General features: G+C 71.4%; 15 protein-coding genes. 9 read left to right on the forward strand and 6 right to left on the reverse strand.

Translation table 11 applies throughout. The features are described 5' to 3' along the window. The first annotated feature begins 19 nt into the window (after nucleotides 1–19). Both AB0M02_RS38970 and AB0M02_RS38975 read left to right on the forward strand, forming a co-directional pair. Complete coding sequence (locus AB0M02_RS38970; RefSeq protein WP_364236651.1) at nucleotides 20–628, forward strand: helix-turn-helix domain-containing protein; 609 nt, start codon at nucleotides 20–22, stop codon at nucleotides 626–628. 16 nt (nucleotides 629–644) lie between these two features. Continuing rightward, a complete protein-coding gene (locus tag AB0M02_RS38975; RefSeq protein ID WP_364236743.1) occupies nucleotides 645–1,784 on the forward strand; it encodes a site-2 protease family protein in 1,140 nt (379 codons plus the stop codon). 15 nt (nucleotides 1,785–1,799) lie between these two features. Here AB0M02_RS38975 and AB0M02_RS38980 read toward each other — a convergent pair whose 3' ends face one another. Beyond that, nucleotides 1,800–2,120 (reverse strand): hypothetical protein, encoded by a 321-nt coding sequence (locus AB0M02_RS38980; RefSeq protein ID WP_364236652.1) that lies wholly within the window; start codon nucleotides 2,118–2,120, stop codon nucleotides 1,800–1,802. A 4-nt stretch (nucleotides 2,121–2,124) separates the two neighbouring features. Beyond that, entirely contained in the window at nucleotides 2,125–2,574 is a 450-nt protein-coding gene (locus AB0M02_RS38985; RefSeq protein ID WP_364236654.1) for an Lrp/AsnC family transcriptional regulator, read from the reverse strand. Between the two features lie 140 nt (nucleotides 2,575–2,714). On the opposite strand from AB0M02_RS38985, the gene pdhA reads away from it, so the two are divergent. Genes pdhA through AB0M02_RS39000 form a run of 3 tightly spaced genes read left to right on the forward strand, consistent with a single transcriptional unit; the run spans nucleotide 2,715 to nucleotide 6,135 of the window. Continuing rightward, nucleotides 2,715–3,797: a pyruvate dehydrogenase (acetyl-transferring) E1 component subunit alpha gene (gene pdhA, locus AB0M02_RS38990; RefSeq protein WP_364236657.1), complete on the forward strand. Its 1,083-nt coding sequence runs from the start codon at nucleotides 2,715–2,717 to the stop codon at nucleotides 3,795–3,797. Next, nucleotides 3,797–4,783 (forward strand): alpha-ketoacid dehydrogenase subunit beta, encoded by a 987-nt coding sequence (locus AB0M02_RS38995; protein WP_364236659.1) that lies wholly within the window; start codon nucleotides 3,797–3,799, stop codon nucleotides 4,781–4,783. Before pdhA ends, AB0M02_RS38995 begins: the two co-directional genes overlap by 1 nt. Then, complete coding sequence (locus AB0M02_RS39000) at nucleotides 4,780–6,135, forward strand: dihydrolipoamide acetyltransferase family protein (protein WP_364236662.1); 1,356 nt, start codon at nucleotides 4,780–4,782, stop codon at nucleotides 6,133–6,135. Before AB0M02_RS38995 ends, AB0M02_RS39000 begins: the two co-directional genes overlap by 4 nt. Here the strand turns inward: AB0M02_RS39000 and AB0M02_RS39005 are convergent. The 3 genes from AB0M02_RS39005 to AB0M02_RS39015 form a co-directional block, all read right to left on the reverse strand. Beyond that, nucleotides 6,130–6,303: a hypothetical protein gene (locus tag AB0M02_RS39005; protein ID WP_364236665.1), complete on the reverse strand. Its 174-nt coding sequence runs from the start codon at nucleotides 6,301–6,303 to the stop codon at nucleotides 6,130–6,132. The two genes, AB0M02_RS39000 and AB0M02_RS39005, sit on opposite strands and share 6 nt — an antisense overlap. 157 nt (nucleotides 6,304–6,460) lie before the next feature. Next, nucleotides 6,461–7,447 carry a magnesium transporter CorA family protein gene (locus tag AB0M02_RS39010; protein ID WP_364236667.1) on the reverse strand — a complete coding sequence of 329 codons (987 nt, stop codon included), beginning with the start codon at nucleotides 7,445–7,447 and terminating at the stop codon, nucleotides 6,461–6,463. A 21-nt stretch (nucleotides 7,448–7,468) separates the two neighbouring features. Continuing rightward, nucleotides 7,469–7,786: a DUF6223 family protein gene (locus tag AB0M02_RS39015; RefSeq protein ID WP_364236670.1), complete on the reverse strand. Its 318-nt coding sequence runs from the start codon at nucleotides 7,784–7,786 to the stop codon at nucleotides 7,469–7,471. Nucleotides 7,787–7,893: 107 nt separating this feature from the next. On the opposite strand from AB0M02_RS39015, the gene AB0M02_RS39020 reads away from it, so the two are divergent. The 4 genes from AB0M02_RS39020 to AB0M02_RS39035 all read left to right on the forward strand — a co-directional run bounded on the left by AB0M02_RS39020 (nucleotide 7,894) and on the right by AB0M02_RS39035 (nucleotide 12,274). After that, nucleotides 7,894–9,012: a sensor histidine kinase gene (locus tag AB0M02_RS39020; protein WP_364236673.1), complete on the forward strand. Its 1,119-nt coding sequence runs from the start codon at nucleotides 7,894–7,896 to the stop codon at nucleotides 9,010–9,012. A 40-nt stretch (nucleotides 9,013–9,052) separates the two neighbouring features. Beyond that, on the forward strand, nucleotides 9,053–9,709 hold the full coding sequence (locus tag AB0M02_RS39025; protein WP_364236675.1) for a response regulator transcription factor: 657 nt from the start codon (nucleotides 9,053–9,055) through the stop codon (nucleotides 9,707–9,709). 76 nt (nucleotides 9,710–9,785) lie between these two features. After that, complete coding sequence (locus tag AB0M02_RS39030; protein ID WP_364236677.1) at nucleotides 9,786–11,663, forward strand: histidine kinase; 1,878 nt, start codon at nucleotides 9,786–9,788, stop codon at nucleotides 11,661–11,663. Further along, nucleotides 11,627–12,274, forward strand: coding sequence for a response regulator transcription factor (locus AB0M02_RS39035; RefSeq protein WP_364236679.1), 648 nt, complete (start codon nucleotides 11,627–11,629; stop codon nucleotides 12,272–12,274). Before AB0M02_RS39030 ends, AB0M02_RS39035 begins: the two co-directional genes overlap by 37 nt. Here the strand turns inward: AB0M02_RS39035 and AB0M02_RS39040 are convergent. Beyond that, nucleotides 12,261–12,905 carry a hypothetical protein gene (locus AB0M02_RS39040; RefSeq protein WP_364236682.1) on the reverse strand — a complete coding sequence of 215 codons (645 nt, stop codon included), beginning with the start codon at nucleotides 12,903–12,905 and terminating at the stop codon, nucleotides 12,261–12,263. The genes AB0M02_RS39035 and AB0M02_RS39040 overlap by 14 nt on opposite strands. Nucleotide 12,906: the final 1 nt, after the last annotated feature.

The following is a 12,906-nucleotide window of genomic DNA, read 5'->3' on the forward strand; positions in this document are numbered from 1 at the left end:
TTAAACCAAAGGACCAGGCATGCGGAAGTACGACTCGCTGCGCCGTGCGGCGCAGGCTGCGGAAACCCGGGGGGAGATCGCCGCGGCGGCGCGCCGGCTCTTCGTCGCTCAGGGCTGGGCGGCGACTACGGTACGAGAGGTCGCGCGCGAGGCAGGAGTGTCGGTCCCGACGGTGTACTCCGCGTACGGCAACAAGATCGGCCTCACGCGTGCTCTGGCCGAGGCCGCCGACACGGCCGCCGACCCGGCCCGGTCGCTCGCCGGTCTGGAGGCGGCCGAGGGCGATCCGGCACGGCAACTCGCCGTCATGGCCGGATACGACCGCCGGCTGTTCGAGCACGCCGGCGACGTCATCGTCCTGGTCCGCGAGGCGGGCCGCACCGAACCGGAGCTGGCCGCCGCCTACCGCGCGGGCCGCCGGCAGGGCGACGAGACGCGGGTCCAGGTGTTCTCGTCGTGGCCGCCCGGCGTGCTCCGGGAGGGTCTCGACGTCGCCACCGCCACCGACGTCTACGCCGCGATCTGCGGCATCGACCTCTACCTGGTGCTGACCGCCGAGCGCGGCTGGTCCCCCGACCGGGTCGAGCAGTGGTGGGCCGAGGCGCTGGCCCGGGAACTGCTCGCGTGAGTAGTCTCACCGCGTGCTGGCTTACGTCACCGGGGTCGCCCTGTTCGTGCTCGCCCTCTGCCTCTCGCTCGCCCTGCACGAGGCCGGGCACCTGCTGAGCGCCCGCGCCTTCGGGATGCGGGTGCGCCGCTACTTCGTCGGCCGCGGGCCCACGCTCTTCTCGTTCCGGCGCGGCCACACGGAGTACGGGTTGAAGGCCCTGCCGATCGGCGGCTTCTGCGACATCGCCGGCATGACCGCCCTCGACGACCTGACACCCGACGAGCGGCCGCGCGCGATGTACCGTTTCGCCGCCTGGAAACGCACCGCCGTGATGGCCTCCGGCGCGGTCACCCACGTGTTCCTGGCGGTCGCCATCCTGTACGCGATGGCGGTCACCACCGGCCTGCCCAACCTCAACCCGGTCGGCGAACCGGTGGTCGCGGCCACCAACTGCGTCCAGGGCACCACGTGCCCGGCCGCTGCCGCCGGACTGCGCCCCGGCGACCGCATCCTGTCCGTCGGCGGCACACCCACCCCACTCTGGAGCGACGTGCTGACCGCGGTCCAGTCCGCCACCGGCCCGACCCCGCTGACCGTCTCCCGTGACGGCCGGCCCCTGACGCTCACGGTCGACGTGGCCCGCGTCGGGTCGGTCGGCAGGATCGGCGTGACGGCTCAGCAGCCTCCCGCCTACCTGAAGTACGGCCCGCTGGACGCCGTGGGGGCGACCGGTTCGTTCACCGGCGAGCTTGTCACGCGTACCGTGAAACAGCTGGCGGCATTCCCCCAACGTCTCCCCGCCGTGGTCGCCGCGATCGGCGGCGCGGAACGCTCCCCCGACACCCCGATCAGCATGGTCGGCGCGAGCCGCCTCGGCGGTGAGGCGGTCGAGCGCGGCCTCTGGGAGGTCTTCCTCCTGCTGCTGGCCAGCCTCAACCTCTTCATGGCCGTCTTCAACCTGCTGCCGCTGCTGCCGCTGGACGGCGGCCACATCGCCATCATCTGGTACGAACGGATCCGCGACGTCGTGCGTCGGTTGCGGGGGCGCCCGGCCGCCGGCCCGGTCGACTTCACCAGACTGATACCGATCACCATGGCGCTGGTCCTGCTCGGCGGAGCCGTCATGCTCCTGACCATCACCGCCGACGTGGTGAACCCCATCCGCCTGTCCTGATCGGCCGGATGACGGTCAGTCGTCGCCCCAGTCCGAGTTGACCCAGTAGGAGAACTTGCTCTCGGCCGGGACGCCGGCCTGCCGGAAGTGAGCCGCGACGATGTCGCGTGCCTTCTCCTTGTCCAGGGCGGCGTGCAGCTCCCCGGTCTTGACGAGGTTGCGGAGGCCGGCGACCAGGCGGGTTTCGAGGTTGCCCTCACCCGGTGTGGTTTCGAAGTGCTCGACCAGGGCCGGCAGCGAGGACAACGGCGTCTTGACGTAATAGAAGTACTCAGCTCCCGCATCGCCGGGCCGGGCCACGTAGTCGTAGCTCTCGGTGAGCACAATGTCCGGCAAAACCTCATCCGCCGTTGTGGATTCCCCTCGGCTCCATCTCCTCGAAGAGCAGCAGCGTCCGGGTGCTGGTCACGCCGGGCATGCCCTGGATCTCGTCCAGCACGAGGTGGCGCAGTTCGGTGTTGTCGGCGACGCGGACCAGCATGATGACGTCGAAGTCGCCGCCGACCAGGCCGATGTGCACGACGCCGGGCAGCGCCTCCAGCCGTTCCAGGACCTCGCGCCAGTTCGCCTGCTGGAGGTTGAGCGTCACGTACGCCGCGGTGGTCAGCCCGGCCGCCACCGGGTCGATGTCGGCGTGGTAGCCGCGGATCACGCCGGTCTCCTGCAGCCGGGCGACGCGCGAGTAGGCGTTGGCCCGTGAGATGTGCAGGGTCTCGGCGAGGGTCCGCATCGACATCCGGGCATCCCGGGCGAGAGCGGTGATAATGCGCTTGTCGGTCTCGTCGAGCACCGTTGCCACCTGTCTTTCCGGCGAGGGCCGGCAAAGCCCAACCTTGGACGATCGGCCGCCTCCAGCCCGCCACCGACTGCCATCTTCTCGGCTTTGCGCTGACAATGGCGTTCAATTGGCCAGGGAACAAGAATCCCTACATGACACGTGACGCAGCTCACCTGCTGCCGTCCGGAGAGCCCGTGATGCTCCTCGACCCGGACGGCAACCCCGTCGGCGTCGACCTCCCGACCGACGACGCGCTGATCCGCGCGTACGCCGCCCTGGTCGCCGCCCGCCGCCTCAACGATCAGGCCTATGCCCTGGTCCGCCAGGGACGGCTCGCCGTCTACCCGTCCTCACACGGTCAGGAGGCGTGCCAGGTAGCCGCCGCGCACGTCCTCTCCCCCGGCGACTGGCTTTTCCCGACATATCGTGACACCGCCGCCATCGCGGCCCGCGGCGTCGATCCGGTGCAGGCGCTCACCCTGCTCAAGGGCGACTGGCACAGCGGTTACGACCCGGTGGCGACGCGGGTTGCGCCGCAGGCCACGCCCCTCGCGACGCATCTGCTGCACGCGGTCGGCGTCGCGCACGCGGGCCGGCTGCGCGGTGAGGACGCCGTGGTCATGGCGATCTGCGGCGACGGCGCGACCAGCGAGGGCGATTTCCACGAGGCGCTCAATTTCGCGGCCGTCTTCCGCACACCGGTCGTCTTCTTCGTGCAGAACAACGAATACGCCATCTCCGTGCCCCTCTCCCGGCAGACCGCGGCGCCCTCTCTGGCGCACAAGGGAATCGGGTACGGGATTCCCGGCGAACGCGTCGACGGAAATGACATCGCCGCGCTTCTCACCGTTCTCGGCGCGGCCGTGGAGAAGGCCCGTTCCGGGGAGGGGCCGCAGCTGGTGGAGGCGCACACCTATCGGGTGCAGGCGCACACCAATGCGGACGACGCGAGCCGTTACCGCGACGCCGACGAGGTGGCTCCCTGGATCGCGCGTGACCCGATCACGCGCGTGGAGACCTATCTGCGAGGGCGCGGGCTTCTCGACGATCAAAAAGCAGCGGGGTACGCGGCGAGCGCGGCCGAAATGGCGGAACACATGCGCGCCGGCCTCAACACCGATGTGGTCGCTGACTATCGGGACCTGTTCGCCTACGTCTACGCCGAGCCGACGCCGCAACTGCGTGAGCAGCAGGCTCTCGTCGCCGACGAACTGACCCGTGAGGAGGTGCGCTGATGGCTACCGAGAAACTGACGATGGCGACCGCTCTGAACCGGGCCCTGCGCGACTCGATGGCCGCGGACAAGTCGGTCGTCGTGTTCGGCGAGGACGTCGGCCCTCTCGGCGGCGTCTTCCGGATCACCGACGGGCTCTCCGCGGAGTTCGGTGAGGACCGCTGTTTCGACACCCCGCTCGCCGAGTCCGGCATTCTCGGCATGGCGATCGGCATGGCGATGAACGGGATGCGGCCGGTCGTCGAGATGCAGTTCGACGCGTTCGCCTATCCGGCTTTCGAACAGCTGGTGAGCCACGCGGCGAAGATGCGCAACCGGACCCGGGGCCGGGCCGAGGTGCCACTCGTGATCCGGGTTCCCTACGCCGGTGGCATCGGCGGCGTGGAGCACCACTGCGATTCCTCCGAGGCGTATTACGCGCACACTCCCGGATTGCACGTCCTGGCACCGTCCTGCCCCGCGGACGCCTATGGACTGTTGCGGCAGGCGATCGCCTCACCGGATCCGGTGGTGTTCCTCGAACCAAAAAAGCTGTACTTCTCCCGTACCGAAGCTGATCTTGACTCTTCTGTCGCACCGATCGGGCGCGCGGCGATCCGCAGACCCGGCACCGACGCCACCCTGATCGCCTACGGCCCGGCGGTACCCGTGGCGCTGGAGGCCGCCGAGGCCGCCGCGCAGGAGGGCCGCAGCCTGCAGGTCGTCGACGTGCGCTCGATCGTGCCCTTCGACGACGAGACCGTGTGCGAGGCGGTGCGCTCGACCGGGCGGGCCGTGGTGATCGCGGAGGCCGCCGGATTCGCCAGCGTCTCCTCGGAGATCGCCGCGCGGGTGATGGAGAGGTGCTTCCACCACCTGCACGCCCCCGTGCGCCGGGTGACCGGTTTCGACATTCCCTACCCGCCGCCGAAGCTGGAACATTTCCAGCTGCCCTCTGTGGACCGGATCCTCGACACCGTCGACGACCTGCAGTGGGAGGACTCGTGAGCACCCAGGTCTTCACACTGCCCGACCTCGGCGAGGGCCTGACCGAGGCGGAGATCGTCCGCTGGCTGGTGTCCGACGGCGACGTGATCGAGATCGATCAGCCCGTCGTCGAGGTGGAGACGGCCAAGGCGGTGGTCGAGGTGCCGTCGCCACATGCGGGACGGGTGGCTGTCCGGCATGCCGCGGAGGGTGTGGTCCTGGAGGTGGGGTCGCCGTTGCTGACGGTGGCGCCGGCCTCCCCCGCCGCCGAGACCTATCGCGAGGAGGAACGGGCCGGATCGGGAAACGTCCTGGTCGGCTACGGGACGTCAGGTGCGTCGGCGACCTCGGCGCGCCGGCGTCGCCCTCGCCGTGCGGCCACCCCTGCCGCCGCCCCCGCCGCCCCTACTGCCGTCCCTGCCGTCCCTGCCGCCCCCGCCGTCCCTACTGCCGCCCTCGCCGTCCCTGCCGCCCCCGCCGTCCCTACTGCCGCCCTCGCCGTCCCTGCCCCCGCCGCCGCCGTGCCGCGGGTGATCTCGCCGTTGGTGCGCAAGTTGGCCCGGGAGACCGGGATTGATCTGTCTACGCTGCGCGGGACCGGGCCCGGCGGTGTCATCACTCGGCGCGATGTCGTGACGCCGACCGCCGCCCAGCCCGTCCCTCCCGTTTCGACCGATTTGCCCGACGGGGAAACCCGGATCCCGCTGTCCGGGTTCCGCAAGGCCGTATCGGCGGTGCTCACCCGCAGCCGCGCCGAGATCCCCGAAGCGACCGTGTGGGTGGACATCGACGCCACCGCCCTGTGGGAGCTGCGGGAACGCACACGCGGCCAGGCCGGTTCACCGGGCCTGCTGGCCTACATCGCACGGTTCGTGGTGGCCGGTCTGCGCGCCTACCCGGTACTCAACGCCCGGCTCGACACCGAGCGGCAGGAGATCGTCCAGCTGAACGCGATCAACCTAGGACTGGCCGTCCAGACGGACCGCGGCCTGGTCGTCCCGGCCGTCATGAACGCCGAGTCGATGACCGCAACCGACCTCGACGCGGCGATCCGCGACGTGACCGCGCGGGCCCGCCGCAACGAGTCGACCCCGGCCGAGTTGACGGCGGGCACGTTCACGCTGAACAACTACGGCGCGTTCCGGGTGGACGGCAGCGCGGCCATCATCAACCATCCGCAGGTGGCGATGCTCGGCCTGGGCCGGATCATCGATCGCCCGTGGGTGGTGGACGGCGCGCTCGCCGTACGCAAGATGACCCAACTCTCCTTCGTCTTCGACCACCGCGTCTGCGACGGCGGCACCGCCGCCGGCTTCATCCGCGCGGTCGCCGACGCCATTGAGGACCCGATGTCGGCACTGGCCCGCCTATGAATTGTCCTGACTGACAAGATTGGTCTCGGTCGCCAGCCCGGACAGTGGGGCGATCCGCTCATCGGTCCGCGCGCCGGGGTCGAGCCACGGTGACCGGCCGTCTCCCGCCGCCGTGGCCGCCCTCGCCGCGCCGACAGCCGCCCAGGCGGCCCGCCGCCGTCGCCGCATCGCAGGCAACCCACCCGCGCAGACCTCAAACCCCGACACACGTTTGCGCGGAAATTCACTGTGGACAGAGCCGCAGTGAGGTTCCGCGTTGCGGCGAGCACCCGCGGCGCCGGGCCACGAACGTTTCCGCCCCGTTTCACCCGCGACCGAACGTGGGTCACCACCAGCCCTGGCGTTTGGCCCAGGCCAGCAGGGTCGCTGACATGATGGACATGGCGGTCAGGACCACCGCGAGCAAGGGGAAGTCCGTCTGGTCGTTGACGATGATGTTCATGCCCAGGATGGAGGAGAGGGCGGTGATCGGCAGCGTGACCACCGCGATCACCGCGAGCCGCTCCGCCGCGACCGTCATCTTCGTGTCGCTGCGGGTTCGGTAGAACTCGATCACGCCCTGGAGGTAGTCCTTCTGGCTGTCCGCCAGTGCGTAGATCCGGGAGAACTGGTCGACCGTGTCCTCCAGCATCGGGCGGGCCGACGGTGGCACGCCGCGGCCGATCACCGCCAGCCGGCCGTAGATCTCGCGGCCCAGGGCGCCCATCGTGCGGGCCGCGATCAGGCCGTGGCGGGCGCGGAACATCTGGTCCAGGAACTGCTCCGGGTCGCCCAGGTGGCCGCTGGTCACCCGCTGCTCCAGGAGCCACACGGACTGCGTCTGCCGCTCGATGAACTCCTCCAGGCGGCGGGTCAGCGCGCCCACCACAGCGTACGAAAGCTCGTGCGACGACTGCGGCTTGAACCGGCCCGCCTCGATGCGGCGCAGGACCGCGCCCGTCTCCTGCAGTGACACCTTGGTGTCGACCGCCGGGTTGAGCGGGCCGTGCACCGTGACCAGGTATCCCGGGCCGATGAACTGGTCCAGTTCGACATAGTGGACGTGGCCGGCCGCGCCGAGTTCCGGCGAGTGCAGCACCACGAACGCGTGGTCGGCGTAGACGTGGACCTTCGGGACGCGGTTGCGCTGGGCGCTGTCGCGCACGGCGTGCGGGTGGAAGCCGAACACCTCGGTCAGCACCCGCATGGCCGGCTGGTCGCAGACCGGGATGTCCACCCAGACGACGCCCTCACCACCCGCGAGCAGGTCCGGCAGGCGCGACACCTGCTCCGCCCGGACTTCCCCGGCAGGGGTGATGAGCCGAATCTCCATAGCCGCATTTTCCGTCAGGCATCAGGCGACCGGTTTTCGGGTGGAGCGCAGGAGAGCCAGCCCGGCGAGGAGCAGGCCGATCGCGCCGAGCGCCACGGCGACGACGGCGCCGGCCAGGCCGTTTCCGGTGCCGAGGCCGCCGGCGGCGTTACCGCCGTGCACGGCTCCGACGACTATGGCGGCGAGCGCTGTGATCAGGGCGACCAGGGCGGTCGGCCGATGCGGGCGGACCAGGGCGCGGATCGCGGCCACGACGCTGACCAGGGCGATGATCGCGGCCAGGGTGGGTACGAGACGACCGTGGCCGAGTTCGTAACCGGCGGCTAGATGAACAGGCATGTGGGAATCCTCAGCCGGTGCGCGGGCGGTGTCTTCGGCCCGGAAGCGGCCACGACTACGCCGACGGACGTATGTGCGGCGCGGCGCCGGGACCTAGGATTCAGCACATGCAGGACCTGCTGCTCGCGCTCCTCATCACCGTGATGCAGGTCCAGGGCACGGTGGCGAAGACGGCCGCGGAGTCGGGGCCGGATCCCGGGACGCTGGGCTACGCGCTGCTGATCGTGAGCGGGCTCGCCCTGGTCGTGCGGCGGCGGTGGCCGGTCGCCGTGTTCGCGGTGACCGCGTGCTGCAGCCTGATCTATTACGCGCTCGATCTCCCGGACGGGCCGGGGTGGCTGGCGCTGTTCGTGGCGATCTACACGCTCACCGCGCAGGGTGACGGGCGCCGGTCGCTGTGGATCGCGGGTGGCGGGATCACGATCCTGACGATCGCGTGGCTGGTGTCGGCGATCGGGATCGAGCCGCGGGCGGCGATCGGGTGGGTGTTCTTCCGGATCGGCGCGTCGGTGATGAGTGCGGCGCTGGGCGAGAGCGTACGCTCCCGGCGCGTCATAGCCGCCGACGCCGTGGCACGGGCCGAACAGGAGACCCGCGCCCGCGTCGACGAGGAGCGACTCCGGATCGCGCGGGAGGTGCACGACACGGTCGCGCACGCCATCGCCATCATCAACGTGCAGTCCGGTGTCACCGCGCACGTGCTGGACAAGCGGCCCGAGCAGGCGCGGGAGGCCCTGGAGGTGATCGAGCAGACGAGCTCGCGGGCGCTGCGCGAGATGCGGGCCGTGCTGGGTGTGCTGCAGGACGGTGACGACGGGCGGGCGCCGCTGCCGGGGCTCGGCCAGATCGGCGAGCTCACCGCGAAGGCGCGTGCGGCCGGACTCGACGTCGACTACCGGGCGGGCGAACCGCCGACGATGCCGGGCGCGGTCGGCCTCGCCGTCTACCGGATCCTGCAGGAGTCGATCACCAACGTGATCCGGCACGCCGGGCCGACGCGCGTCACCATCGACGTGGAGTGCGGGGACGAGGCCGTCCGGGTGCGGGTGGCCGACGAGGGACCGCGCGCGGGCCGGCCGGCCGGGGAGGCGCGCACCGACCCGGGACGCGGCCTGACCGGGATGCGGGAGCGGTGCCGGCTGCTGGGCGGCGACTTCGAGGCCGGCCCGGTGAAAGGCGGCGGATTCGCCGTGACCGCCTCGATCCCGACGGGTGAAACAACATGATCAAAGCCGTGACCGCCTCGATCCCGACGGGCGAACCGACATGATCAAAGTGGTGCTCGCGGACGACGAGCGCCTCGTCCGCTCCGGCTTCCGGCTGCTGCTCGACACCGAGGACGACATCACGGTGGTCGGTGAGGCGACCACGGGCAGCGAAGCGGTGGCACTCGCCCGCGCGGCCCGCCCCCACGTCGTGCTCATGGACATCCGGATGCCGGGGATGGACGGGATCGAGGCGACCCGGCAGATCGCCGCGACGACCGGGCTGTGCGACGTGCGGGTGCTCATCCTGACGACGTACGACACGGACGCGTACGTCTTCGAAGGTCTTGAAGCCGGCGCCAGCGGCTTCCTGCTCAAGGACGCCGGCCCGGCCGAACTGCTGCACGGCATCCGCGTGGTCGCCGCCGGGGACGCGCTGCTCGCACCACGGATCACGCGACGGCTGATCGGGCAGTTCACCGCGCGGCGCAGCGCCGGACGGGCCGGTGCGGATCAGCTCGCCGTGCTCACCGACCGGGAGCGGGAGGTGGTGGCGCTGGTCGGGCAGGGCCTGCGCAACGACGAGATCGGCGCGGCGCTGTACGTCAGCCCGGCCACCGCCCGCACCCACGTCAGCCACGCCATGGGCAAGCTCGGCGCCCGCGACCGCGCACAGCTCGTGGTGATCGCCTACCGGACCGGCCTCGTCACACCGTGAATGGTGTATCCAGCCCCACCCCCGCTCGGTAGCCTGCCCCCATGTGGTGGCGACGGGCTTTCCGAAGACTGAATTCGTGAAACGACACGCTCTCGCCCTCGTCCGTTGCGCCGCGCTCGCCGTGCTGGCGGTGGCCGGATTCGCGTACGGTCTGGTGTTCCTGGCCGCCGTGAGCCTGGTGGTGCCGTTCCCCGCCGCGATGGCCGGCATGCACCGCCTCACCGCGCGGGGCCGCCGGCTCGCCCGCACGTGGGGCGGCGCCGACCTGCCGGACCTGATCCGCCTGCCGCCGCCGAAACCGCTGCCCCGCCCCGACGGCTGGTACGTCCACGACAACACCCTGTACCGCTCGCCGCGGGTTCCGGCCTGGATGCTCAGGGCCGAGCACTACGGCGAGGACCCGGAGATCGGCCGGGAGTGGCGGTGGCTGCTGCTGGCCCCGGTCACCAGCTCCTTTCCGGCCCTGGTGCCGCCGGCGCTGCTGATCGCCGCCGCCGCGCTGCTCCCGTCGTATCCCGGGGTGTCCCTCGCGGCCGCCGCGCTGGCGTTCCTGCTGGCGCCGGCCGGTCTGCGCCTCCACGGGATGTGGACCACGGTGATGCTGCGGACCGGTGACTGGTCACGTTGGACGCGGTCCGCGCCGGTCCGGGCGCTCGGCCGGGCCAACTCCGCCGTCTGGCGCGGCGCCGGGCTGGCCGGGATCTCGCTCGCCGCGCTGGCCGGAACCGCCCTGAACATGGTCGTCCTGGTGCTCACCTGGTTCGGCCTGTTCCCGCACGTCCTGCGGCTGACCCGGCCGATCGTCGGGGCGTACCGGCGGGTCGCCGGCATCCCCAGCCCGTACCGGCCGTACCCGGCGCCGCCGCGGATCGGTGACGACGGGTTCTACCGGGTCGGGCGCACCCTGTACGCGAGCCGCACCGACGCGATCAGCGTGCAGAAGTACGGCTGGGTCGGGCGCGACCCGGCCACCTGGCGCGACCAGGTGTGGTCGGTGGGTGCGGCGCTGCTCGCCCCGCTCTCGTTCCTGCCCGCGCTGCTGATGGCCGTCGGCTTCTACGGCCTGGTCTGGCAGCCGCTGACCTGGGTGATCTGGGCGGTGCCGGTCGGGCTGGCGACCGGGCACTGGGTCACCCCGTTCTACCTCTGGTACGCGATCTCCCCGGACACGTCGGGCTGGATCAGCATGGCCGCCGGTCTCGGCATGACCGTGGTGGCGCTGGCGCTGGCCCTGCCGCTGCTGTGGCTGCGCAACCGGTGGGACCGGGCGCTGCTCGGCCCGACCAGCGCGAGCGTGCTGGCCACCCGGGTCGCCGAGCTCAGCACCTCCCGGGCGGACGCGGTCGACGTCCAGGCGGCCGAGTTGCGCCGCATCGAACGCGACCTGCACGACGGCGCCCAGGCCCGGCTGATCGCGGTCGGCCTGGGCCTGGACGCGGTGTCGCGTCTCATGGAGACCGATCCGGTACGCGCCCGGCGGCTGCTCACCCAGGCACAGGAGTCCTCCGCCACGGCTCTCGGTGAGCTGCGCGACCTGGTCCGCGGCATCCATCCGCCGGTGCTGGCCGAACGCGGGCTGGCCGACGCCGTCCGCGCGGTGGCCCTGGACACCCCGCTCCCGGTGACCGTCGACGCCGACCTGCCCGCCCGCCCGGAGCCGCCGGTCGAGTCGGCCGTCTACTTCGCCGCCTGCGAGGCCCTGGCCAACGCCGCGCGGGTCGCCTCCCGGGTGTCCATCGAGCTGTCCCACCGCGACGGTGTGCTACGGCTGGTCGTCACCGACGACGGCCCGGGCGGCGCCGACGAGGCGAACGGCACCGGCCTGCGGGGCGTCCGCCGCCGGCTCGGTACCTTCGACGGAACCCTGAGTCTGCACAGCCCGGCCGGTGGCCCCACCGTCCTCACCATGGAGGTTCCGTGCGCGTTGTCCTCGCCGAAGACCTCCACCTCCTGAGGGACGGCCTGGTCCTGCTCCTCGAGGGCCACGGCTTCACGATCGCCGAGGCGGTCGCCGACGGCCCGTCGCTGCGCAGTGCCCTGACCCGGCACCGGCCGGACGTGGCGATCGTCGACGTACGCCTCCCGCCCACCTTCACCGACGAGGGCCTGCAGGCAGCGCTGTCCGCCCGCGGCGAGATCCCCGGCCTGCCCGTGCTCGTCCTCTCCCAGTACGTCGAGCAGCTCTACGCCCGCGAGCTGCTCGCCGACGGCACCGGGGCGGTCGGTTACCTGCTCAAGGAGCGGGTCCTCAACAGCGACCAGTTCGTCGACGCGGTCCGCCGGGTGGCGGCCGGCGGCACCGTCATGGATCCGGAGGTGATCGCCAAGCTGATCACCTCCGGAGGTGCCGCCTCACCGCTGTCCCGGCTCACGCCGCGCGAGCGCGAGGTCCTGGAGCTGATGGCCCAGGGCCGTTCGAACAGCGCCATCGGCCAGAAGCTGTACCTGAGCGAGAGCGCCGTCGGCAAGCACATCGCGAACATCTTCACCAAGCTCGACCTGCCGCCGTCCGACGACGACAACCGCCGGGTGATGGCCGTCCTGGCCTGGCTCAGGGAATCGTGACGGCCCGCTGCACCGCCTTGGCGATCAGCTCCTTGACGAGCTTCTCGTCGCCACCCAGGTTCTCCCAGCCCAGATCCGTGACCACCACGATCGCGTCGTCCACACGGGCCATCGCGGCGTAGCGGCTGACCGTCGACGGAGCCTCGTCGGCGTAGCTCTCCTTCGTGTCGATCCGCACGAGAACGGACTCGGGGGACGCGGTGAGCACCGTCCACTTGCGTTCGCCCTTGGACGCGCACTTCTCCAGCGCCGCGACGATCTCGCCGAACTGTTTCTCGGCGCCGCCCGGCTCGTGCAGCCCGAGGAACTCGGTCACCACGGTCGGGACGGTGCCGCCGCCCTCGCCGGTGTCGACCACCCACTTCTTGGCAACGGCCTCGACGCGGGTGCTGTCGCTCGGATACGCCTCGTCGCAGGGGCGCAGCGGTCGCACGAACGCGAAGTCGCCCTTCGGCAGCGACTCCCCGTCGGCGCCGTAGACGTCGTCCGGCTGCAGCAGCGCGGAAGCGGGGATTCCAGCAGCGCGCGTGAAGGGTGCCGTCGAGACGACGTCCGCGACCGGCGAGGCGGCGGAGGAACAGCCGGCCAGCAGGGCGAACAGCAGGAGGGCGGGCGCGGCACGGCGGATCATG

Origin of the sequence: Actinoplanes sp. NPDC051861 (assembly GCF_040681145.1) — a bacterium.
Taxonomy (GTDB): domain Bacteria; phylum Actinomycetota; class Actinomycetes; order Mycobacteriales; family Micromonosporaceae; genus Actinoplanes.

Bases quoted from the DNA above. Each gene is read 5' to 3' on its own strand.
- AB0M02_RS38970 (WP_364236651.1), top strand. From the start codon at position 20: ATGCGGAAGTACGACTCGCTGCGCCGTGCGGCGCAGGCTGCGGAAACC.
- pdhA (WP_364236657.1), top strand. From the start codon at position 2,715: ATGACACGTGACGCAGCTCACCTGCTGCCGTCCGGAGAGCCCGTGATG.
- AB0M02_RS38995 (WP_364236659.1), top strand. From the start codon at position 3,797: ATGGCTACCGAGAAACTGACGATGGCGACCGCTCTGAACCGGGCCCTG.
- AB0M02_RS39005 (WP_364236665.1), bottom strand. From the start codon at position 6,303: ATGCGGCGACGGCGGCGGGCCGCCTGGGCGGCTGTCGGCGCGGCGAGG.
- AB0M02_RS39010 (WP_364236667.1), bottom strand. From the start codon at position 7,447: ATGGAGATTCGGCTCATCACCCCTGCCGGGGAAGTCCGGGCGGAGCAG.
- AB0M02_RS39015 (WP_364236670.1), bottom strand. From the start codon at position 7,786: ATGCCTGTTCATCTAGCCGCCGGTTACGAACTCGGCCACGGTCGTCTC.
- AB0M02_RS39020 (WP_364236673.1), top strand. From the start codon at position 7,894: ATGCAGGACCTGCTGCTCGCGCTCCTCATCACCGTGATGCAGGTCCAG.
- AB0M02_RS39025 (WP_364236675.1), top strand. From the start codon at position 9,053: ATGATCAAAGTGGTGCTCGCGGACGACGAGCGCCTCGTCCGCTCCGGC.
- AB0M02_RS39040 (WP_364236682.1), bottom strand. From the start codon at position 12,905: ATGATCCGCCGTGCCGCGCCCGCCCTCCTGCTGTTCGCCCTGCTGGCC.